Raw genomic sequence first — 22039 nt, 5'->3', positions numbered from 1 at the left:
TCATCTCCATTTTTGATATAGAAACGTGGCGTCATCAATACCATGTTGGTCTAGATTGATCGTACGGATCCCTTTATCTACACCAAATTTTGTATGAATCAGCTTTGTCAAAGTATTGCCGGGGGGAAATTCAATCGTCAGATCCATTCCTAATTCTTTTGCCAAGTCCATCATTTGGTTCCATTGCACAGGGAAAGCTAGGTTTTCCAACAGATCTTTACGAATCTCTTCTGCGTCCTGAGTGGCTCTTCCATCCGTATTTTTTATATACAAACATCTAGCATCAGATAGATGGACAGACTGCATATACGGCTTGAATTTCTTGACCGTATCATTCATCAAGAGACAGTGAGATGGCACAGGAACTTTCAGCAGCTTCGCTGTTTGCGCTTGGTGCCGTTTGGCTTCTGCCAACGTAACGGATAAACCTTCGATACTCCCAGATAACGTATGTTGCATCGGACAATTTTCATTTGACAGATAGACTGGGTGGTCAGGATCAAACGTTTTTGCTACAATTTTCTCTGCTTCGCTTCTCGTCACACCTACTACTACGCCCATTGCATAACCGCTTGGATAAGCTTCTTTCATTAAGACTGCGCGGTGATAGACTAGTTCCGCTGCATTCTCAAATGTCAAAGATCGACAAGCAACAGCTGCACAAAAAGCACCGATCGAATGTCCTGCTGCAATATCAGGCTGAATACCGTTTTTTTCCATTTCATCTAAATAAAATACTGCTTTTGTCAGTAATGCTAGCTGGATAAAAACCGTATCTTGATAGTTTTCTTCTTTATCAACTAACCGATACCCCGTCACATTTTCTAAACGTTCCATGTACATTTCAGGGATATCTGCTAACATCCCTAACTTCTGACTGCCTTGCCCAGGAAATAAGAAACCTGTACTCATGAGCCTCGCCTCCTTAGCACTTACTTTTTCCACTGCTATCTTAGTCAATTTCTGCTATAATAAAAAATGCCAAAAAAAGAAAAAACCATAACAAAAAGGTATGGATGGGATGGATAATTATGAAATTGCTTCATCTACAGTATTTTAAAAAAGTGTTCGAAACAAAAAATGTCACCCAAGCAGCCAAAGAATTATTTATTTCTCAACCTGCCTTGAGTCGTGCGATCAAACATTTGGAAAATGAATTAGGGGTCCCTTTGTTTTACCATAGCGGCAGAAACATTGAGACAACTGTTTATGCAGAAGAATTCTATCCATATGCAGTCAAGACATTAGACACATTAGAAGAAGGAATCAAATTATTGTCTTCAGTCAATGAGAAGATCGTTACTTCCGTCATTTTGTATTTAGAAGTAGCCTCTGTTTCTATTCCGAACTTAGTCCGAATTTTTATGGAAAAGCATCCTGATATCCAATTAACGATCATGCAACATCATTTACCAGATGATATTACCGACCCTGTACTGTACATCACTTCGGAGATGAAGCCTGGCATGACCAATATTCCTATCATGAAAGAACCTGTTTATGTAGCCATTCCTAAGAAACATCCTCTTGCGAAAAAAGAACATCTGCAATTAGAAGATATCCAACGCACCCCCATCTTGATGCTGTCAAAGAGCAATGCCTTCCGTCATACACTGGATGCAGCACTTGAAGCGAAAAGTATCGAATTGACGATCAGTTCGACGACAGATGATCCTGCGACATTACGTTCTATTGTCAAGCAAGGCTTAGCTGTTAGCTTTTTCCCAAAAGTTTCTTGGTCTTACGATAAAAATGATCCTTTCGTCTTGCGGGAAATCAAAGATTTGCCCTTGACACGAACAATTTATTTATCTTCTAGCTTCACAAAAGATCATCCTTTGATCAAAATGATTGCAAAAACGATGCGGGAATTTTATTTAGGAAAATAAAAATAAAAGAGCTGTGACAAAATTCTTGTCGCAGCTCTTTTTTCGAATAAACGGTGTTCCAGAAGTAACTTCTTCAGAAATAAGCCCAAATTTCCCAAAAATTTGAGAAGCAATTTTCGTAAATTCCTTCTTATTTCTTGAAACTAAACACTTCTGTCACAACCTCTTCTCTATTTTTCCTAGAATTCATTGCGTTGATTTGAAACTTCCATCAATCAAACCTGCTAGTTCATCTAGCTTTTCTATTTTACGTAGATCAACAGAGATCCAATGTTCTTTATTCATGTGATAGGCTGGAAAATACCCCTCTTTTCCTCGCAAAATTCCGCCAAGTTCAGGATCGACCTTCAAATCAAGGATGTCGATGATCCTATGGTCACTTGCATCATCATAGATTTTTTCTTCTGGAACAGACATCAGGACCCCAAACCATTTTTTGCTTTTTTGATGTCTGAATACGCAATAATCAGGGAATTTTTTAAAAATATATTCTGGAGACAAATTGTATGTTTCATCGATGTAATCGATTAGTTCTTTTTTCGTTAGCATCTGCTTCCATCTCTTTCTTATTGATTCGCTTTATTCAAAGATACCACGTAAGAATAGGAAAATGAATACAAGTAGTTGCTAATCAAATACTTCGATATTTTTCTTTTTCATCAATCCATAAATGGAAATGCTGAAAAAAAGTAATACAAATGCTGCTAATACTAGTACATTCATTATGACCGCCGTAAATCCATGTTGGTTCTGGGGTTGCTTGATTGCATCTATTACCCAATACTGAGGAGTGATCTGAGCTACTTTCTGCATGAATTCTGGCATGATCTCATTAGGGATCAACGCTCCTGATAGGAGACTGGTTATCGTAAACAAGATACTCTGGACACCGGTGGCAAAGTGACTACTTGGCGAATTGACACCGATTGCAATCGACCATGCCACTGCTACTAATCCAAAAACAGCTAATAGGGCAATCAAATAAACTGCCGATAATCCTATATCGATTCGAAATACCACGTTCATTAAAAATACGGTAAACAGTACTTCAAAAAGCATGGCAAGAAATGCAAACGCCGCTGTTCCGATAAAATAAGTTTTTCTAGGAACCGGAGTAGTCATCAATCGTTGATAAACTTTATTTCTTCGTTCATTTTGGATCGTATTCGCTCCAAAATTCCCCGATTGATACAACAACATCATCAACATAAATCCTAAAATCTGGATCGTCATTATTTTGCTTTGATCATCTTTTGCAAATGAAGTAAATTTTAGTTTGGGCGATCCTTCAGCAAAATCAAAAGCTGATTTTTCCCCACTGCCTTCTGCAAATTTTGCAATAGACAAAATCTCGTTATAAGAGGTTTTTACTATATTCTTAAGGGAATCGATGACTTCACCTTGTTGAAATGTTCTGAATCTCAAAGTTGCTAAGTGACCCGCCTTCATTTTTTCAGAGAAATCTTCCGGTAAAACAATTGTTGCGGATACTTGCTGTTCCGATAATACTTTGTCTGCATCCTCTTCTTCGATTTCTTTGACAGTTACTCGCTTTTTTAAAGACTCAATGAATTCCTGACTATAGATCGACTGATCTTGGTCTATCACGCCGACTGACAATGTACCGGTCAGGGTATTCGTATTGCTGTAAATAAACAAATACATGACGATACTAAGTAACGGTATGCCTAGTAAAAACAATACTTGCAAGGGGTGGTTTTTCCAAATAATAAACCGTTCACGAATGATCCATAGAATTTCTTTCATTTAGAATTCCTCCCTCTTGTTTAGTACAATCGACATCCCGACATACAATATTCCTGCAGCAAATAAATTCAATAAAATACCGCGCCACTGCAAGGGATTATTCGTCCATAAAGCTTCCCTGAGCGGTCCCATGATCCAGCCCATCGGTGAAAAATTCGCCATACCTTCACTTACAGGAAAATATCCGCCACCCAAAAAAGCAGCTACTTGGATAAAAATCTGTGTCAAACCAGAACCAACATCTTTTCCTATCGTTTCCAGAAAACTGCCTAATACTAAAAACAACAACATCAGTGAAGATAAACTCAAAAAGGAAAATACAAATTGCTGATGCCAAGGTACACGAAACAGTAATTGAGTGAGGAGCATCAGTGTAAGCACTACGCAAAAGCCTAGTAATGCATGTCCTGTAAAAGTTGAATTGATGATCTTCTGCCTGCTGAGAGGACTAATCAACTCTCGCTGCAAAATATGCTGACGTCGACTTTTTCCAAACATCTCTAAGCCGCTTTCAGACATATATAAAACAAATAACGCAATCATCGCTATCGAGTAATACTGATACGAATTTGCTGACTTCTTCAAGTTTGTCTGATCTACTTCGATAACATCATCCAATTTTGCTGCGCCACCCAATATTTCTTGTGGCGATGTATTGAATTGTTGGGCTCCTTGCACAAAATGGATCACTTGGAATACTTCTACTAAGTAACTTTTCAATAATGTATATTGAAGTTCAGAAAGGTTTCCTGTTTGGACATCTATCCCCTCCGCAATGTTGATATAGGCATCTGTTTTCTTTTTCTCCATTGCCTCTGTCGCAGCTTTTGCAGAGGGACTTTTTTCAAAGGAAATCTTGTCAGGTGAGCTTTCTTTCACAGCTAGTTCAAATTGGTGCCCTAACTCTTCGTTTTCAACCACATATTGGACATCCACTGTTTCGATCTTGGATTCGATATCTGTTGAGAAAGCCCCTTGCAAGATTGTTCCTAGTATTAGCATCAACGATAATGGAAAAAGTAAAAAATATATATACGTTGATTTATCTCGGAGTTGCTGTACAAACGTTCGGATAATAATCGGAATATTCATCTTCTCACCTACTTATCCCTTAACTTTCTTCCTGTTAGATTCAAAAAGACGGTCTCTAAATTAATCCGCTGCTGTTCCACGCTGTCGACTTCGACTCCTTGTTTGATCAGATCCATCAGCAAATGATTCAATGCATTGCTTTCAACAGCAACAGTGACAATCAGTGTATTTCCTTCCATATTCGTTTGAAGTACACTTGACTGCTGTTCTAATTCAGCTAGTACGACATCTTGTGGATTTGCTACGGTGATCTTGATATTTTTTTTATCTGTTATCAGGTTGACTAGTTCCGCTTCCGTTCCAGAAGCAATGACTTTCCCATGATCAATGATCACGATAGTATCGGCTAAACGTTCGACTTCTTCCATATAATGACTGGTATAGATCGAAGTTTTGCCAGCATCCCGCATCTTTTCAATTGTTTCTATGATGTAGTTTCGTGATTGCGGATCGATCCCTACCGTTGGTTCATCCATGATCACGAATTCCGGCTCATGAACGATAGCCATGGCAATATTCAAACGACGCTGCATTCCGCCAGAAAACTTTCCTGGCTTATCTTTTCTTCTCTCCCATAGCCCTACTAGTTTTAATGATTTTTCTGTAGCTTGTTGCAGATCTTTTCCTCTCAACCCATAAAGTCCACCAAAATAACGGACATTTTCTTCCGCGCTTAAATCATAATACAGAGCTAATTCTTGAGGAACTACACCAATTCTTTTCCGAAGTTCTCGATTTTTTTCAGAAAGCTCTTTCCCAAACAGACTGATTTGACCTGATGTTTTATTCAACAATCCTGTAATAATATTGATGATCGTTGATTTTCCAGCGCCATTGGGACCCAAAAGACCTAAAATCGTGCCTTTCATTACAGCGAAGCTGACTTCATCCACTGCGATATGCGTACCGAATTTTTTTGATAAATGCTCGACTTCTACAATTCGCTCCATTTCTATCCCCTCCTTGTCTTTCTTTAAGTATATAAAAAATGAGAAACTGTACTAGTGCAGTTTCTCATCATTTGTACATGAGATTTCTCATGTCTCTTTTGCTGTAAAAGGTAAAATGGTCGTCACGGTGAATCCTTGTGAGGTATCGATCAGCAACTGACCTTCTAAAACCGCTGTACGCTCTTCCATCCCAAGAATACCTAGTCCTTTTTTATAGTCTGCTGTTCTTTTTCCGTTATTACTCACTTGAAACCGTAAAAAACCATTATATACATGCAAATGAACTTCTACTTCTGTCGCCTCGGCATACTTCAAGATATTGGTAAGTATCTCTTTTAAATTTCCTATTAATATTTTCCACTGAAGAGGATCTAAGCGATCAACTTTGCCAAAATATTGAAAAAAAGTCCTAATTTGATAACGTTCCGTAAAACGTTGCAGTTCCATTTTGATACGATTCAAATTAATTGTTTCTGACGCAGGTGCTTGAGAATGAAGAATTTTTCGAATATCATCGATTCCGCTACGTGTCGCGTGGATTGCTTCTGATAACAACTGCTCTGCTTGTTGCGGATTCGCTTGATAAATCATTTTTGCAGCTTCCATCTGTATGAGCCCGCCAGTTAATTTATGGCCTAATTCATCATGGATTTCATGAATCAGCCGTTGCCGTTCATTTAGCACTGCTTCTTTTTCTTTTATTTCGCTATTCATGATACTTTGTGCAAATAGATTCGACAAATGATTTCGCTCGATTCGAAGCAGGTCAGAAGAATCACTCAGTTTACGCTTTTCCTGATCCATCCGTTCAAGTGTTTCATACAAGAAAAAGACAAACACGCCCCAAGCAGCAGCGCCTAGTTGCATATAGCTGTCTAAAAAATAGGCGCCCACTAATAGGGACATTCCTATTCCCAGGAACAAAAGAAGCCATCTTTGTTTTTTTAAAGTCAAAAAATCTGCTACAGTAAGAGGCAGCAAATAAAACAGCCAAGGTTGGATGAAAACGGCCGTTATACCGACCATTCCTTGAACGAGCAAAAAGATCAGTTGAAACTTCGAGAAACTGATACTCAACAGCAGCAAACTTAACCATAGTAAAAAAAGAATGATAATAAAAGTCAAATTAGCTTCTGTGCGTAAAAAGATGATACTTAATAAGACAACGATGGTTAGTGTACTGAAAAATAATTTAAAATTCCCCATCTTCATTTCCCACCTTGCCAGTCAAATAATAGATTGCTAATTGTGTACGATGTTCTAATGCTAATTTCTGCAAAATATTAGATAAACTATTATTGACTGTTCCTTCTGATAAAAACAACTGACTCGCGATTTGCTTGTTGCTCATTCCTTTAGCGACTAAATGAACGATTTCTTTTTCCCTAGGCGTCAATTGAGAAAGATCTGGTACGCTTTTTTGCAAGTCAATCTGTTTTTTAGCTTTCGTCAAGACTTCATGAGAAAAGATACTTTGACCATTCATCACGCTATAGATTGATTGAATTAATTGTTTTGGTTCAGTTGTTTTCAATAAATATCCTGAAGCACCATTTTTGATACCTTCTACGATATATTCGTCTTCATCAAAAGTCGTCAAAATAATCACTTGTGTATCTGTCTCTTCTGTAATTTTTTTCGTTGCCTCCACACCGTTCATCTCAGGCATCCGAACATCCATGAGTACCAAGTCGATTCGTTCTTTCCGACACCATTCGACTGCTTTGTCTCCATTATTGACACAACCGACGATTTCAAATCCAGCTTCCATTCCTAACAAAATATTCAGTCCACCGGTGATGATCTCGCTATCATCTACTATTAAAATTTTGATCATTGTTTGCCCATCCATTTTTTGATTTTAGTGGTATCAGTTTTTAGGCTCTTGTTGAAACCCTTATCATCAGTATAACAGAAACATTTTCCCAGTAAATGCTCCATAAAAATGAATACTGGTTGAAAAATCAGATGAAACTTGACCACCGTTTATTTTCTCCGTATTCTTAGAATAGAAGGGAGTCTGATTTATGTATTCACTAATGAAAAAAATCATTACCGAAAAAGATATTCGACGTCATGTTTCTTTAGTCGAACAATTGCTGAATCATACAAAGATAACCGTAAATGAATTAGCTGAAATCATAGGGACAACCGAACGAACGATTTTTTCTGACCTTCAATCTATTCGCTCTCAGCTGCCCGAAGGCTGGGACATCATCAGCGATCAAGCAGGAATCAGTTTGCAAAACCAGCAAAATTTATTAACAAATGACCTTTGGGAGATTTTTTTCAAACAATCAGTCAGTGTCGAACTGCTGAAAAATCTGCTTTTTACAAAAAAAGTTGCTGTCCCTGATTTTCTAGCCGACCATGGGCTTTCTTATGGAACATTGAAAAGACATGTGACTAAAATCAATCAGCGTTTAGCAAGTTACGACTTGCAGATCGATTTGACGAAATATACAGCTTGTATTCTTGGAAAAGAGCGTGCGATTCGTACTTTCTATCATCGATTGCTGATTCCTTTCACTCATAACAACTATTTTTTCGAGGATTATTCGATCCATGAATCCCATTATTTTCAATTTTTAAGAAACCTCAGTCAAACTGAACTAGCTGTTGAAACAGAAGAGATTTTCGAAACATGTTGGTTCTTTATCAATACGATCCGTATAAAAGCGAATTGCCGATTAGATTCTTCTATCCATATCAACAGCACACTCTCCTCCCTGTATGACTCTGCATTGAAAAAATTGTATTTAACGGAAGGTATTTATCTTAAAAACACTGAGCTTTCTTTTGCTTCTTTCTGCTTTCTGGAAAGTTGGAATTACAACAATAACTATGGACAAGAAACTGCTCGATGCTTGCATCATTCTCCATTTTTCGAACGCTTCGAAACTTTTGTAGAGGAACTAGCTTTGGAGCTGTCTCTTGATCAACTAAAAAAAACATCGCTGACTGATAACTTGGCTCTCCTCGTATTAAAATATCATGAATCGCCGATATTGATTGAAGCATTGGACCGTCAATACCATCGTTTTTTAGAAACATATGATCAGCAATATGCACACTTGTATCAGCAGAAAGAGAATTTACTGAACGATCTAAAAAAAGAAATGGAAATCAATGAACCGAATTTCTTCCTTCAACTCTTATCTTTACTGATCCAACAAACGATTTTTTCTATCAAACCGAATTTGTTCAATGTCTATTTTATTTTCCAAGGAGAACCTTCCTGGAAGGCGTTCTTGCAGCAGGAATTAAAAGATTATCTAGGAAAACGTGTCTGCTTCTTACCTATCGAACTAACCGATCTTTCCACTATTTCTTTTGAAAAAACAGATATCTTGATTTCCAATTTCCCTCTGGATTCTCTAGATATCCCTATTGTATACATTTCTTCTATTCCAACGAAAAATGAGCTCAATCGTTTGACTGAACTCACTTTCAAAACTTTTTTATAGTAACGGCTAGCGACTGAATTCTCTAGCTGTTTTTTCTTTTTTGCGAAACAGTTTATTCATGATCCCTTTTTCTATTTCTACAACTAAGAATAGAAGAATCACATTTGCCCCAATCAATAACTGTTGTGTCATCGTTAAACTTACTGTACCGATCAGCTGCTGGCCGATTGGCAGAAAAATAACCATCCCCTGCAATAAAGCAAGGATACCCAATGAAAGAAAAAGCGATTTGTTTTGCAAAAGACCTTGGTTCAATGACGGCTTGGACAACTCTCTGCAATTGATCATGTAAACAGCTTGAGCTAAGACGATATTTTGCAGAAGAATGGTTTGCTGTAAGCTTTGCCCTTCAAATTGCATAGCCAATAAATAGGCAGGAACCATGATCAGTAGTGCGACATAGATGATCCGAAACAAATGATAACCTGATAGGATTCCTTGCTTTGGGTCTCTTGGTGGACGCTTCATGATTTCTGGATCTGGCGACTCGAACCCTAATGCATAAGATAAAGTGATTGTCGTTACCATATTGACCCATAAAATCTGTACTGGGGACAAAGGTAGCGGCCGATTCAGTATCAGCGCCCAAATCAAGATCAATCCTTGAGCTAACGCAGTTGGTAAGAAGAAATTGATGGTCTTTTGCAAGTTATCCAAAATGCGCCGACCTTCTTTTACGGCTTTTGCGATCGTATGGAAATTATCATCTCCTAAAACCATATCAGCTGCCTGTTTGCTTACTTCACTACCTTTGATTCCCATAGCGATTCCTATATCGGCTCTTTTCAAAGCAGGTGCATCATTTACGCCGTCTCCGGTCATTCCGACGATTTCTCCATTTTTCTGCAAAGCTTTCACGATTCGCAGTTTGTGTTCTGGTGTCGTTCGAGCAAAGACATCGACTTTTGGTACTTGTCGAATCAACTCTTCTTCAGACATAAGATCCAAATCGATCCCTTCTAAAACTTTAGCAGTATGTTTTAAGCCAATTTGTTCCGCGATCGCTTTTGCTGTATCTTTGTGATCCCCCGTAATCATTTTCACTGAGATTCCTGCCTGTTGGCATTCCTTTACAGCTTTGACTGCACTTTCTTTTGGCGGATCGATCAACCCGGCAATCCCTGCAAAAGTTAATCGGGTTAAAGACTCATGCGTGAGTTCCTGTTTCGAATCTACTTTTTTGTAAGCAAATCCTAAAACACGCTGACCTTTTTTCGCAAACGCTGTGGCTGTTTGACCCCATGCTTCTTGTTCTGAAGAAGAAAGAGTTGATTTAGCCAATAATACTTCTGGCGCACCTTTGACGTAAATCACCGCTCCTTTTTCCTCCGTATGCATCGTTGCCATATATTTGTATTCAGAGCTAAACGGAATCTTTGCTTCTATTTTTTTCAAAGGCAGATTGGCTGTTTCAGTGTGACGAATCAGTGCAAGTTCTGTCGGATTGCCACTTAAATTTTCTGTTTTCTGTTCTTCTTTCGTCTTTAATTCCTGACAATTTTTCATAATAGACAGTACGCGAGTTTCTTCTTTTGCTGCTACATCCACAACTGTCATTTCATTTTTTGTCAATGTCCCTGTCTTATCTGAACAGATCACTGTCATAGAACCTAATGTTTCTACAGAAGGCAGTCCTTTGATGATTGCCTTTTCTTTTGCCATTTCATGTACTCCGACAGATAGGATCATGGTCAACACAGCTGGCAATCCTTCGGGTACCATTGACACCACCAAAGCGATCATAGCTGAAAGAAGGATATGCCAATCCATGCCATAGCGGAATGTTGTAAAAACAACTAAGAACAAGATCAAACAAAGAATGCCTTGAAAAATTTGTTTGTTCAATCGGTTAATCTTCTTGATCAGAGGCGTTGTTTGTTGTTCGACCGATTGCAGTGCTTGATTGATTTTACCGATTTCTGTCGTGTTTCCTGTTTCTACAACGACACCGACTGCAGAACCAGATTGTACAAGCGTTCCTGAAAAAGCCATATTTTTTTGGTCACCGATTGATTCTTCTGCTGCCAAAACGGAATGATTTTTTTCAGATGCTTCTGATTCTCCCGTCAAAATCGATTCTTCTACTAGTAGATCATGTACTTCGATCAACCGAACATCTGCTGGAACGACGTCTCCGGCACGTAAGACAATGACATCTCCTTTTACTAGTTCTTTCGCAGGGATTTTTTCTTGCATCCCGTTCGATAGTACTATCGCTTCTTGTCCCATCAGCTGCTTCAAACCATTCAACGATTCTTCTGCTTTTCTTTCTTGCCAATAACTAACGAGTCCGTTGACGATCACTACGAATAAAATAATACTTCCTTCGATGTATTCGCTCGAAGCAAATTTCAAAAAAGAGGCAATGATCAACACGATCATCAGCAGATCAGTAAAGTGTTTTGCTATTTTTTTCCATCGTTTTGTCTGCTGTCTTGCTTCTATCTCATTATATCCTTGATCAGTCAGGCGTTTCTGCCGTTCTTCTTGCGACAAGCCTTCTGTTGATGTTTGATAGTTTTTCAATGTATCTTCTACCGTCACTTTGTACCAGTTCATCCTATCCCCTCCTACTTAATTGATACTTTTATTATACGTAGGGAGATTTTTCAGGCGTATCGATTATTTCAGGGAAGTCTGAAATAATTCGTTTTGCCGGATATATTTAGTCTTAATTGATATTTCTATCGCTTATTCTTTTATATACAAAACTTAAGAAAACAAACCAGATAACTAATAAAAAAGGAATAAAACGTGTCGTTCTTTCGAATAACAAGCTGAAAGCAATGGCCGCAAAAAATACCAACAAAGCAAGGTCTTTATATCTTGCTGTAGTGTTCCGCTTCTTTTCTTTAACAAATTGAACATGTGCATATAAGATCGAAGACCACACAAATAGAAAACAACTCGTTGTCATGCCTGCCAAAAGCTGAAAAAACAATCGACTATCAGCGACAAAAAAATGTAGACAAAGACCTGCAAGAAATAACGTTCCTGTAATCAAAATACCGTGTAAAGGTACGCCTTTCTTAGAAAGCGCACAAAATCAAAGGGGCAGACTTTTTTCTTTTGCTGTTTGATATAAGATCCTGCTAGTACTGTAAACCGCACTATTTGCCGAAGACAAAGAAGCAACCAGAATCATCAGATTGACGATTGCTGCCCCGCTTTGGCAATGGATCATTTGCAACATAGTGACTAAAGGACTTTCTTTTAAATCTAAACAATACCATGGAACAACGAATAAAATCGACAGAATCGTTCCTACATAGAAAAAGAGGATACGCCAAGGCAGACAGTTGATTGCATTTTTCAAATTCTTTTGTGGGTCACTCGTCTCACCAACTGTTAATCCGATCATTTCAATTCCAGCAAAACTGAATAAAACCATAGGAAATGAAGCAATCATTCCAGCAAAGCCAAACGGGACTAATTCATTGAGCTGTCCAAAATTTGCTTTGATTCCGATAGACTGGGTATGAAAATCTGAGACGCTCAATCCTATACCCAATAAAATAAAAAGAACAATTCCCAAGATCTTGATGATTGAGAAAAAAGATTCCAATTCGCCAAACCATTTGACGGCAATAAGATTGACTGCCATTAAGATCATTAATGCACTACCTCCGCTTATCAAAGCTGGTACGTGTACAAACCAGAAATGGATATACAATCCTATTGCTGTCAATTCCGCAAGTCCAGCTCCAAGCCAGCAAAGCCAATAAGTCCAATTGACAAAAAAGGCCCACTTTTCACCCAAATAGTAGTCAATGAAATCACTGATAGAGTTAAATTTACTATTTGCTAAAAACAAATCACCCATAGCCCGCATCAAGCCATAAATAGCCACACCGCATATCAAATAGACGAGAATAACAACTGGTCCTGCCAATGCAATTGCCTTTGCTGAACCTAAGAATAACCCTGTTCCAATTGCGCCACCTAATGCGATTAACTGGATGTTTCGATTAGTTAGAGTCCGTTTCATTGCCGGTTTTTCCATCAAGTTCACCTTTTTCTTTTTCAAGCAGCATGGCGACTTCCTGTTCCCAAGAAGGTTTCTTTATTTTTTCAATACATAGTGGTACTACAAACAAAATGACACTGATGGCTGTGACTGCAATTAGATTGATCCATGTTCCAGCTTTCATCGTTAGTCCGACAGAAAAGCCGATGGTCGCAAATAAAACAATAACGACCGCCCAGACGCCAAGATTGCTTTTGTTCTCTTTTTTTCCAATTCTGAATGGACGGTTCAACTTTGCATGTGTATAACGTAATCTCAAAACCGCGATCCCCATAATGACATAGACAATACAATAGATAACAGTAGTTGAATTAACTAGCATCAAAAATGCTTGATTGACGCCAGGAATCAGCAAATAAAAAAGCGCAAAGATTGAGATAATGACAGATTGAGTCAAAATAACGGATTTGGATACGTCAAATTGATTCGTCTTCCAAAAATTGAATTTTGGTGGATACGCACCTTTTCTAGCACTTTCTGTCACTGTCTTTGCAGGTCCTGATGCCCAAGCAGATAATTGGACTGCCACACCGATGAAGACAAGCAAACTAAACAGATTCACAATAAGATGCGGCAAACCGAGAATTTGACAATAAATCGAAATAGATTGTGCGATATTATTCAATTCCATTTGACCTTTTGGTACGACATTTGCTACAACTAAAGCATTCAAAATATTGACGAAAAATATAAAAATCAGCGCAGCAAATACCCCACGAATATACGTTTTCACTGGATTCTTCAATCGTGTGATATACACGGAGGACATTTCGATGCCGGTAAAAATAAACATGATCGGCGCAAAATAAACAAATGAGGATGCAGTTGTAGTATCTGGTATTACTTTGTCCCATGAAAAACTGCCTAATGTTCCGGTTGGTACGATTCCAACTTTGATCCACGCAGCAAATCCTAATAAGAGCATCATCGTCAAAGGGACATATAGACCTAACCAAACACCGATTTTTCCGCCGATTTTTGCCATGTCGAATGTTAAATTCAAAAAAGTGATGATCCAATAAACCACTAAAATAACAACTAATGTAAATTTGCTGTTCAGTCCAAGCGGCACATTATCGATAATATTACCAAACAACGGAGCGAGTGCTGAAGCAACCATCACCATCCCAGGAAACATTTGGACCCATAACAGCCAGGAGACAACGAATCCCCATTTTTTTCCTAGAGCATTCGATACCCAAAGTTCTGGACCACCTTTTTGAGGAAACATTCCGGCAAATTCACCAGAGATCAATGAGATTGGAAAGGCGTACAACAATACGGCAACCAGCATGTAAAAAATCATCGTCCAGCTTGTTGCTGCCACATCTGGAATATTTCGTACACTTGCTACAAGGGCACAGGTCATTCCGATAAAGGTCATGGTCGTGATTTGTTTTGATGAACCAGCATCTTTCATCTTTATTCCTTCTTTCTTTCAATAGCAACATGTTTTTCATTTTCTTTTATTTTTGTTCAAGAACAAAAGTGACAAGGTTTCATCGATTCAGTACAAAACCCAGTATCACCGAAACATCCATTGAACGATCTTAGTGAACTGGGTTTGATACATGAAACGAACGAACCAACTATAGAAAGATTTATAAAAAAGAATGTCTTGCTGAGGAATATATGAAAAACAGGGAGAAATACAATTGTTTTGATGAGGCAAATAATTGTCTGTTCTCCATATGTCTCTTGCTATTCTTTCACACAAAAATCAGTTCTATTTGATGATTTCGTTTAGTTTCTTTTCCATTGCTTTGGCGATTTCTTTTGTATAAAAATTGAAAATTCGATCATCATTCAAATAAGGAGTCATGATAGCCGCACGTAGCAGAGTGATTTGCTGTTCTTTTTGCCATTCTTCTTTCGATAGACCCATTCTTTCAATAAAACGGATCGGAGAATCACCGTAATCTTCTTGTGTGAATGTCGTATGAGAAGTAATAAACCGTTCACCATAAACGTCGCCATCCATATAAGAAGACCGATCGAACATTTTTTCATTTAATTCATTGATAGCGTTCAAATCTGTACAATCTTGTACTTTAAATACCCAATTGACCATATTAAAATCAGGATGATTCAGTGGATAGACTTCAATTATTTTTCCTTTAACAGTAAAGTGTAATTGACCTAAAAATTCTCTGAATCTTTGAGCTGCTTCGATTGAAGCACCAATCAATTGACCATATCCGGTCACATTCAATGGCAATACACGATGAGCTGTCCAGACTGCAGCAGCCGTTGCTCCTGCTTTTGAGCCTTCTAAAATATAGGCACCTAGCATATCTGGTGCTTTGACTGATTTTTCAAACACATATGGTGCAAAATAAGAAATGATATTTCTCATATTTTTATGTTTGATCACGATTCCTCCAGCAGCATAAGGGACATAGCCCATCTTATGCGGATCAATCGTGACAGAATCCGCTTCTGAAATAGCTCTGAATCCTTCATACACCTCTTTGTCGATCGTTACGTAATGGTGGAATACATGATGCTCTTCAAAGAATTCAGCTAAGGAAGCATATGGCACAAATTCTCCTGCTTCGTTTAAAAACAGTGAACGCGCGTACCCGCCATATGCAGCGTCAACATGTAAATAGAAATAGATACCTTCATCTTTTAACTTTTCTCTTAACCGAATGATTTTATCTACACTGTCTACTTGTCCTTCTTCTGTTGTTCCTACGACAGCAACCACACCTAGAATCGGGATTTTTTGATCAGCTAATTCACGAATTGTTTTTTCCAAAGCGTTGATATCCATTCGATAATCCTCTTGAACTGGGATAGCAACCATCTGATCTAAGCCGACTCCGCAAATATCTAACGCCTTCATCCAAGAATAGTGTTTTGTTTGAGGAACCAGCCATTTCCCTAATTTTTGGATATTCTTTCCGCTACGAGAAGAAGCTGCTTTGACCTCATCCATCTCTTCATCTGTAAAGCTTTCGGTCATTTCCAAAATTTCTTCAACAGACAGATTCAAAAGAGCCCACTCAGACATGTTTTTCACTTTTTCAGGCAAAACTTCCTTGACAGCTAAAGGAATCGATTTGATGCAACGGGCGTACCATAATCCTTCAAGGTTAGCAATAGAACCATCTGCTGCGATATGTCCCCATCCGTCTGCCATGTTGAATAGTGAGGCTAAATCCTGTCCTACTTCTGCTTCCATCTGCGAAGTTGCCATAGAAGATTCTAGTGCAACGTTATTAGGATTCCATAGCATCGCATAATTGTAAGCTAATAAAGCAGGCATCAGTGTTTCAGCGTTCATTTGTCCCCAGTAACGGCCTGCTGAATGCCATGGGATTGATCCTGCGCGTAATCGCTGACTGACTTCATCCAAGACCTCTATCATATGGTCGCGGGTGGCTAGATAATCTGGAGTTAGCTTATCTCCTTCGCTAATTGCAGGCATATCTGAAGGAATATAATTTTCTCTCCAGCCAAGATGTTCATCTACCATCTTGTTCAACAACATTTTGTAAACTGGTCCATTTTCAGCTTTGTCGCCTATAAAGACGGCCTTGATATCCATATCTTTCATGTTTCTTCCCTCCATATTTCGTTGGTCAATGTCTCGCAGATACATGTGCTTATCTGTAACACCTCTTCACTATAGCGCCAAAAATGAGAAAATTTTTTTTATAACATCAGATTCACGTAGAATATTTCAAACAAAAATAAATAAAGTCGGATTTTTCTGATAATTTCACGTAGAAAAACGAACATTTTTTTAATAAAACAGACTTCTAAAATGGATAGTCTAAAAAAAACGAACAAATAACTTAAATGACTATTATTCATTCATTAACTGTATTTCCCTTCCTTTTACTTGTTAGTAATTCACAATCTTTTTTTTAATGAAAATATTTATTTTTCAAATTTTATAACATGCAAATCTTTTTTTAACGGAATTTATAGGCTTTTTCAGAAATTAATTGATGATTCCCAAAAGAAAACATGTCATAATATTTTCCATATTGTGCAAAAAAATACAAGGTGGAGGCTTTACTATGATTGAAGAATATATTGAGAAGAATATTTTGAGACAGCTGTTTTTATGTGGGCAATTCTATGTAAATAAAGAAGTCAATCTAGAAAAGCTCTCCAATCTTCTACATGTTTGCAAAACCACTTTACTCAATGATATCAATAACATAAAAAAAGAATTTGAAGAACAAATTGTTTATACGCATCGGGAAAAGGATTGTTACACTTTATATTTTTCAGAACATATACCTCGATGTAAGATCATGCAGCAATTGACCCAAAATTCGTTGTTTTTAAAAACTTGCCTGCTTTATTTGGAAGAAGATGAACCTGATTATCTCCAATTAACTGAGTGTGAATTCATCTCTGTCAGCAAAGCTTACTCCTTAAAAAAACAAGTATTGGCTTATTTTCATGATTGTGGGATCGAAATCGACCGCTACTCCCCTCGATTCACTGAAATGGAAAGACGTCTATTGCTTCTTAATGTGGCTTATCGTTTAGGCAGCTTTAAGTCCTGGGAGCTACCTGAATCGTTTTTTGAACGTGCGGATCGTTTCATTGAATCTGTAACGGAGAATAGCGGTAGATTTTATGATAAAGAAAATAAAGAAATCTTATCGATTGGTTTTGCTATTAGTTTCTTGCGCCAGCAGTTGTGTACTGTGACAATAGATCCAACATTTATCGAAGAAATCAAAAAACGTCCTATTTACAATTATGTCGCTTCAGCATGGGAGAACACTGATTTCCAAACCTATTATAAAAAAGAAGAATTTGTCTTTATTTTGACACTGTTCAATCTTTGTAATTATGGTTTCCATTCTTATCAGTTGATTGCGGAAGATTTTCAACAGCTACACCAAGTGTTTATTGACAATACTCCCGAAATAAAAGAACTAGTTGCTACCTTTGAAACTCATTTCCAACAAGAATTATTCGGGAATCAGCCATTTGAACGTGCGCTGATTCATCTGATGCGTTCGGCTTGGGATAACTATCAATTATTCATGCCGGAAAAATTTAATCTTCTAAATGAGGAACAGGCAAATTTGTATAAAGAAGTCCAAATTCTTTTTTCCAGTTGGGCCAAACGGCTACCTTATGATCTACGGTTTAATCCTAATTGCATGCGAGCTTTTGTCATCGAATTGAGTGGAATTCTCCGTCTGACAAAAGAGCGTCTGACTATCTATATCGTCACAAATTCGGATGTTCATTATCTGATTTATCGGGAAGCCTTGGAAGCTGTAACTACTTTCGATTTTCAAGTTGCACCAACAATCTATGCAAGTATATCTGATATAAAGAAGTATGCACAGCAACCCTCGAACCGAGTGTTATGTGAACGTACACTATATACACCGGATGCAGTCCAATATGAGAATATTATTCCTATTTCAATCAATACGATCGAACGAGCAATCGTTTCAGCTGTGCAAAATAAATAAGAGGCTGTGACAAACATCATGTCACAGCCTCTTATTCTGAGTAAACAATATTCCAAAAGCAACTTCTTCGGAAATAAGCCGAAATTTTCATAAATTTCTTCTTATTCCTTGAATCTGCCCACTTCTTAACAACCTCTCGATAAACGGCAGGCTCATAACCTCACTTATTTGGGACGTCTACTGGCCCGATTTCTTTATTTAAAAAATAAGAAATGATCGTTCGGATAACTACCAATGCAGCTAGCTGGAAAATATCCTGCAAAGTAGGTTTGATAATCGATTCGATGATCCCAGCTGAAACAAGAATTTCCAAACTTAGAAGTATATAGCCTCCCAACATCTTTTTAATAGCATTGTTCTCGCTGACTCGGTCGTTTTTCGCTTCTGTATGGACAAATAAGTATTTCAAGAAATCCTTAATCGACAGACAAACTCCCCAAATCAATAAGCAGATAGCAAAAATATCAAGTCCCAGTACAAGTTTTTCAAAATATGGAAGAAGAAACTGCATCAACTCTGTCGTCATCCTACCTCTCCTCTTCTTTGTTTCTCTTTGTCTTCTATTTCCTGATTCAAGAAATAAGAAATGACTGTTCGAATGATAATAATAAGTGCAAGCTTCAAAATATCTGTCCAAGTCGGCTTGATAACTGACTCGATGATATCAGCAACGACTAGCACTTCCAAGCTTAACAAGATATAACTTGCTAACAGTTTTCTTGTATCTGCATTACGAGTATTACGTTCTGCATAGTTTTTCTTGACATGAGACCAATCAAAAAGTTTGAATAGAACAAGAACGATCCCAGCAACTAAGATACCGATAGAACAAATATTTAAAATAGCAATGATCCATTCTAGAAATTCAATCAAATTTGAGCGAAACATATAAGCTACCTACTTTCTTTTAATTTGTTCCTATTCTTTTATTGTAAAAGAAAGAGACCTTGTTCGTCTATTTAAAAGTTGTTTTATTGATCACACCTTGCCTAAAATCCTCCTCTTCCCTTTCTCATTCTTCACCATCCATACATCATGGAAGTATCCAAAACAACATAGCAAGTTAAAATAAGGTTTAGTCCGTCATCAGCTTTTCAAAGTGGCACTGTCTCGCGCTTTTTTTACCCAAATTTCTAAAAATAGAACCATACATCTCCTCAAAACTTTTCTTCTTTCCTACCCTGTTACTAATTACAGGAAAATCAGACACTTCTTCTTTTTTGTCAAAATTTCCTTTTTCTTCTCACCCTATCATTTGGCATTCTCATAAAAACGAACTATCCTTGGATATAGAAAGAGAAAACAAGGAGGCGTTTTTCATGAGTAAAAAATTAATCAAAGTCGGCATCGGTTTAGGTTTGCTTGCCCTTGGCGCTGCATATCTAGGAAAAAAAACAGGGCTATTCGAAGATGATAGTCATTTATATGATGAATTTGAATCCATCTAGCATCCTATTTCGTTGAATCACTACGGATATACTTGGAAGACATTGGAGGAATCACAATGAGAAAAAGTAAAGCAATAATGATTGGTGCCGGTATTGCCAATATGGCAGCGGCTGTTTATTTGATTCAAGAAGGCAAATGGAAAGGGGATCAGATCACCTTTTATTCATTGGATGATCACGGTTCAAATGATGGTGCACCGACCGACACTGTAGTGGATGAATATTGGAATAAAAATCATCCATTAGAAAACCAAAAAGGCTATATTGCTCGAGGCGGTCGCATGCTTAATTACCGTACCTATGTAGATTTGATGGATCTATTAAGTCGAATACCTTCTGTTACTGAGCCAGGAATGACTGCTGAAGAAGATACGAGAGATTTTGATGCAAAACACCGTACCTTTGACAAAGCACGTTTGATGGAAGGTGGTAAAGGAATCATTGACGGTGGAAAACTGGGCTTCAACAACAAGGACCGTATTCTTCTGACTAAACTGATTGCCATGCCTGATTCAGAAGAAGAAAAACTAGACAATATCACTATCGAAGAATATTTCAAAGATGATCCACACTTTTTTGAAACAAACTTCTGGTTTATGTGGGAAACAACATTTGCTTTCAGAACACGTAGTTCTGCTCAAGAATTGCGTCGCTATATGCATCAAATGATTTATGAATTCACTCAAATCGAACATTTAGTGGGCGTCAATCGAACACGCTATAATCAGTACGAAAGTATCATGCTTCCTTTGATCGAGTACTTGAAAGAACAAGGATGCAAAATCATTTTGAACCGCCGTGTCACTGACTGGGAATTCAAAGATACACCGATGCAAGATGAAATCACTGTCACTGGTTTGAAAATGATTAATACATTGACTCAGGAAGAGGAGCATGTCACGGTAGATGAAGATACAGCGGTTATTTTCACTAATGGTTCTATTACAGATTCAGCTACTTTGGGAGATTACGAAACACCAGCTGTAGAAAATATGGATTATGGTGCAGCTTCTAGTCTCTGGAAAAAAGCCAGCGAACGTTTCTATAACTTAGGAAATCCCGACAAATTTTTCGCGGATCGAGATGCGAGCGAATGGGTCAGCTTTACTCTGACGACGAAAAACCACCTGTTATTGAATGAAATCACCCGTATCACGACTCAAGAACCAGGAAATGCCTTGAATTCATTTATTTCAACTACACCGATCACGCCATTAGGCCAAAAAGATGTCAATATGTCTATCGTCGTGCATCATCAACCGCATTTTACGTCTCAAAAACCAAATGAAACAGTTATTTGGGGTTATTTCCTTTATCCAAGACGACGTGGCGAATTTGTGGATAAACAGTATATTAAGATGAACGGAAAAGAAATGTTGGAAGAACTGATTGGACAACTTTCAAAAGTAGATCCTGGTCCAGTGAATATTCGGGAAAAAGAAACAGAGATTTTCGACAGCGTAATAAATAATATCCCTGTCTATATGCCTTATGCTTCCGCATTGTTCAATAACCGTGCAAAAAGTGATCGACCAAAAGTCATTCCTAAACATTCAACCAATCTGGCCTTTACAGGAGAATTTGTTGAGCAGCCTTATCAGATGATCTTTACTGAACAAAGTGCTGTACGTTCTGGAGAAATCGCTGCTTTCCATTTTGCGGGCATCCCTATGTCCCGTCTTGTCAAAACACCGCGTTACGACAAAGACATCCCTACTCTAGCTCGTGCCGCAAAAAAAATGTTTGAATAATCAAGAGGTTGTGAAAAAGCTGCCTTGCATCAAGTAATAAGAACAGCCAAGCAAAAACAGCTACTTATGTTTTTGACTTGGTTGGACTTATTACCACAGATGCAAGCTTTTGAACACCGTTTACCAAGAGGTTGTGAAAAAGTCGTTTAGTTTTGAGTATTAAGAAAAATTTTATGAAAATGGTTCCTC

At 37.8% G+C, this 22039-nt stretch carries 17 protein-coding genes and 1 pseudogene; 5 read left to right on the top strand and 13 right to left on the bottom strand.

The window, feature by feature from the left end; translation table 11 throughout:
* Nucleotides 1-912, bottom strand: coding sequence for an ACP S-malonyltransferase (locus tag ESP02_RS08010; protein ID WP_025478556.1), 912 nt, complete (start codon nt 910-912; stop codon nt 1-3).
* Between the two features lie 119 nt (nt 913-1031).
* On the opposite strand from ESP02_RS08010, the gene ESP02_RS08005 reads away from it, so the two are divergent.
* Nucleotides 1032-1889 carry a LysR family transcriptional regulator gene (locus ESP02_RS08005; protein WP_025478557.1) on the top strand — a complete coding sequence of 286 codons (858 nt, stop codon included), beginning with the start codon at nt 1032-1034 and terminating at the stop codon, nt 1887-1889.
* Between the two features lie 186 nt (nt 1890-2075).
* Here ESP02_RS08005 and ESP02_RS08000 read toward each other — a convergent pair whose 3' ends face one another.
* The 6 genes from ESP02_RS08000 to ESP02_RS07975 form a co-directional block, all read right to left on the bottom strand.
* Complete coding sequence (locus ESP02_RS08000) at nt 2076-2438, bottom strand: MmcQ/YjbR family DNA-binding protein (RefSeq protein WP_002375090.1); 363 nt, start codon at nt 2436-2438, stop codon at nt 2076-2078.
* A 78-nt stretch (nt 2439-2516) separates the two neighbouring features.
* Nucleotides 2517-3656: an ABC transporter permease gene (locus tag ESP02_RS07995; protein ID WP_038398395.1), complete on the bottom strand. Its 1140-nt coding sequence runs from the start codon at nt 3654-3656 to the stop codon at nt 2517-2519.
* Nucleotides 3657-4748, bottom strand: a complete 1092-nt coding sequence (locus ESP02_RS07990; protein ID WP_025478558.1) for an ABC transporter permease — start codon at nt 4746-4748, stop codon at nt 3657-3659.
* 8 nt (nt 4749-4756) lie between these two features.
* A complete protein-coding gene (locus ESP02_RS07985) occupies nt 4757-5698 on the bottom strand; it encodes an ABC transporter ATP-binding protein (protein WP_002375098.1) in 942 nt (313 codons plus the stop codon).
* An 87-nt stretch (nt 5699-5785) separates the two neighbouring features.
* Nucleotides 5786-6904: a sensor histidine kinase gene (locus tag ESP02_RS07980; RefSeq protein ID WP_025478559.1), complete on the bottom strand. Its 1119-nt coding sequence runs from the start codon at nt 6902-6904 to the stop codon at nt 5786-5788.
* Complete coding sequence (locus ESP02_RS07975; RefSeq protein WP_002375102.1) at nt 6891-7535, bottom strand: response regulator transcription factor; 645 nt, start codon at nt 7533-7535, stop codon at nt 6891-6893. The genes ESP02_RS07980 and ESP02_RS07975 overlap by 14 nt, the downstream gene beginning before the upstream one ends.
* Before the next feature lie 190 nt (nt 7536-7725).
* Between ESP02_RS07975 and ESP02_RS07965 the strand changes: the two genes are divergently transcribed.
* Nucleotides 7726-9165: a helix-turn-helix domain-containing protein gene (locus tag ESP02_RS07965; protein ID WP_038398393.1), complete on the top strand. Its 1440-nt coding sequence runs from the start codon at nt 7726-7728 to the stop codon at nt 9163-9165.
* A gap of 6 nt (nt 9166-9171) precedes the next feature.
* Here the strand turns inward: ESP02_RS07965 and ESP02_RS07960 are convergent, their stop codons facing one another.
* The 4 genes and pseudogenes from ESP02_RS07960 to tdc form a co-directional block, all read right to left on the bottom strand.
* Nucleotides 9172-11724, bottom strand: coding sequence for an HAD-IC family P-type ATPase (locus ESP02_RS07960; protein ID WP_002375108.1), 2553 nt, complete (start codon nt 11722-11724; stop codon nt 9172-9174).
* Nucleotides 11725-11836: 112 nt separating this feature from the next.
* Nucleotides 11837-13168: pseudogene (locus ESP02_RS07955) on the bottom strand (amino acid permease).
* A complete protein-coding gene (locus ESP02_RS07950) occupies nt 13134-14612 on the bottom strand; it encodes an amino acid permease (RefSeq protein ID WP_002375112.1) in 1479 nt (492 codons plus the stop codon). Before ESP02_RS07950 ends, ESP02_RS07955 begins: the two are co-directional and overlap by 35 nt.
* Before the next feature lie 306 nt (nt 14613-14918).
* Nucleotides 14919-16754, bottom strand: coding sequence for a tyrosine decarboxylase (tdc, locus tag ESP02_RS07945; protein ID WP_025478560.1), 1836 nt, complete (start codon nt 16752-16754; stop codon nt 14919-14921).
* Between the two features lie 469 nt (nt 16755-17223).
* Between tdc and ESP02_RS07940 the strand changes: the two genes are divergently transcribed.
* Nucleotides 17224-18651 carry a helix-turn-helix domain-containing protein gene (locus tag ESP02_RS07940; protein WP_025478561.1) on the top strand — a complete coding sequence of 476 codons (1428 nt, stop codon included), beginning with the start codon at nt 17224-17226 and terminating at the stop codon, nt 18649-18651.
* A 160-nt stretch (nt 18652-18811) separates the two neighbouring features.
* On the opposite strand, the gene ESP02_RS07935 is transcribed toward ESP02_RS07940, so the two are convergent.
* Both ESP02_RS07935 and ESP02_RS07930 read right to left on the bottom strand, forming a co-directional pair.
* Nucleotides 18812-19177 carry a DUF1622 domain-containing protein gene (locus tag ESP02_RS07935; RefSeq protein ID WP_002292507.1) on the bottom strand — a complete coding sequence of 122 codons (366 nt, stop codon included), beginning with the start codon at nt 19175-19177 and terminating at the stop codon, nt 18812-18814.
* A complete protein-coding gene (locus tag ESP02_RS07930) occupies nt 19174-19539 on the bottom strand; it encodes a DUF1622 domain-containing protein (protein ID WP_002375115.1) in 366 nt (121 codons plus the stop codon). The genes ESP02_RS07935 and ESP02_RS07930 overlap by 4 nt, the downstream gene beginning before the upstream one ends.
* A gap of 431 nt (nt 19540-19970) precedes the next feature.
* On the opposite strand from ESP02_RS07930, the gene ESP02_RS07920 reads away from it, so the two are divergent.
* Nucleotides 19971-20099, top strand: coding sequence for a hypothetical protein (locus tag ESP02_RS07920; RefSeq protein ID WP_002287569.1), 129 nt, complete (start codon nt 19971-19973; stop codon nt 20097-20099).
* A gap of 56 nt (nt 20100-20155) precedes the next feature.
* Nucleotides 20156-21850, top strand: a complete 1695-nt coding sequence (locus ESP02_RS07915) for an oleate hydratase (protein ID WP_002375119.1) — start codon at nt 20156-20158, stop codon at nt 21848-21850.
* Nucleotides 21851-22039: the final 189 nt, after the last annotated feature.

It is taken from the genome of Enterococcus sp. NBRC 3427 (assembly GCF_007996925.1).
GTDB lineage: Bacteria > Bacillota > Bacilli > Lactobacillales > Enterococcaceae > Enterococcus_B > Enterococcus_B lactis.
Note: the sequence above shows the minus strand (reverse complement) of the source record. Positions and strands in the feature narration are given on the sequence as shown.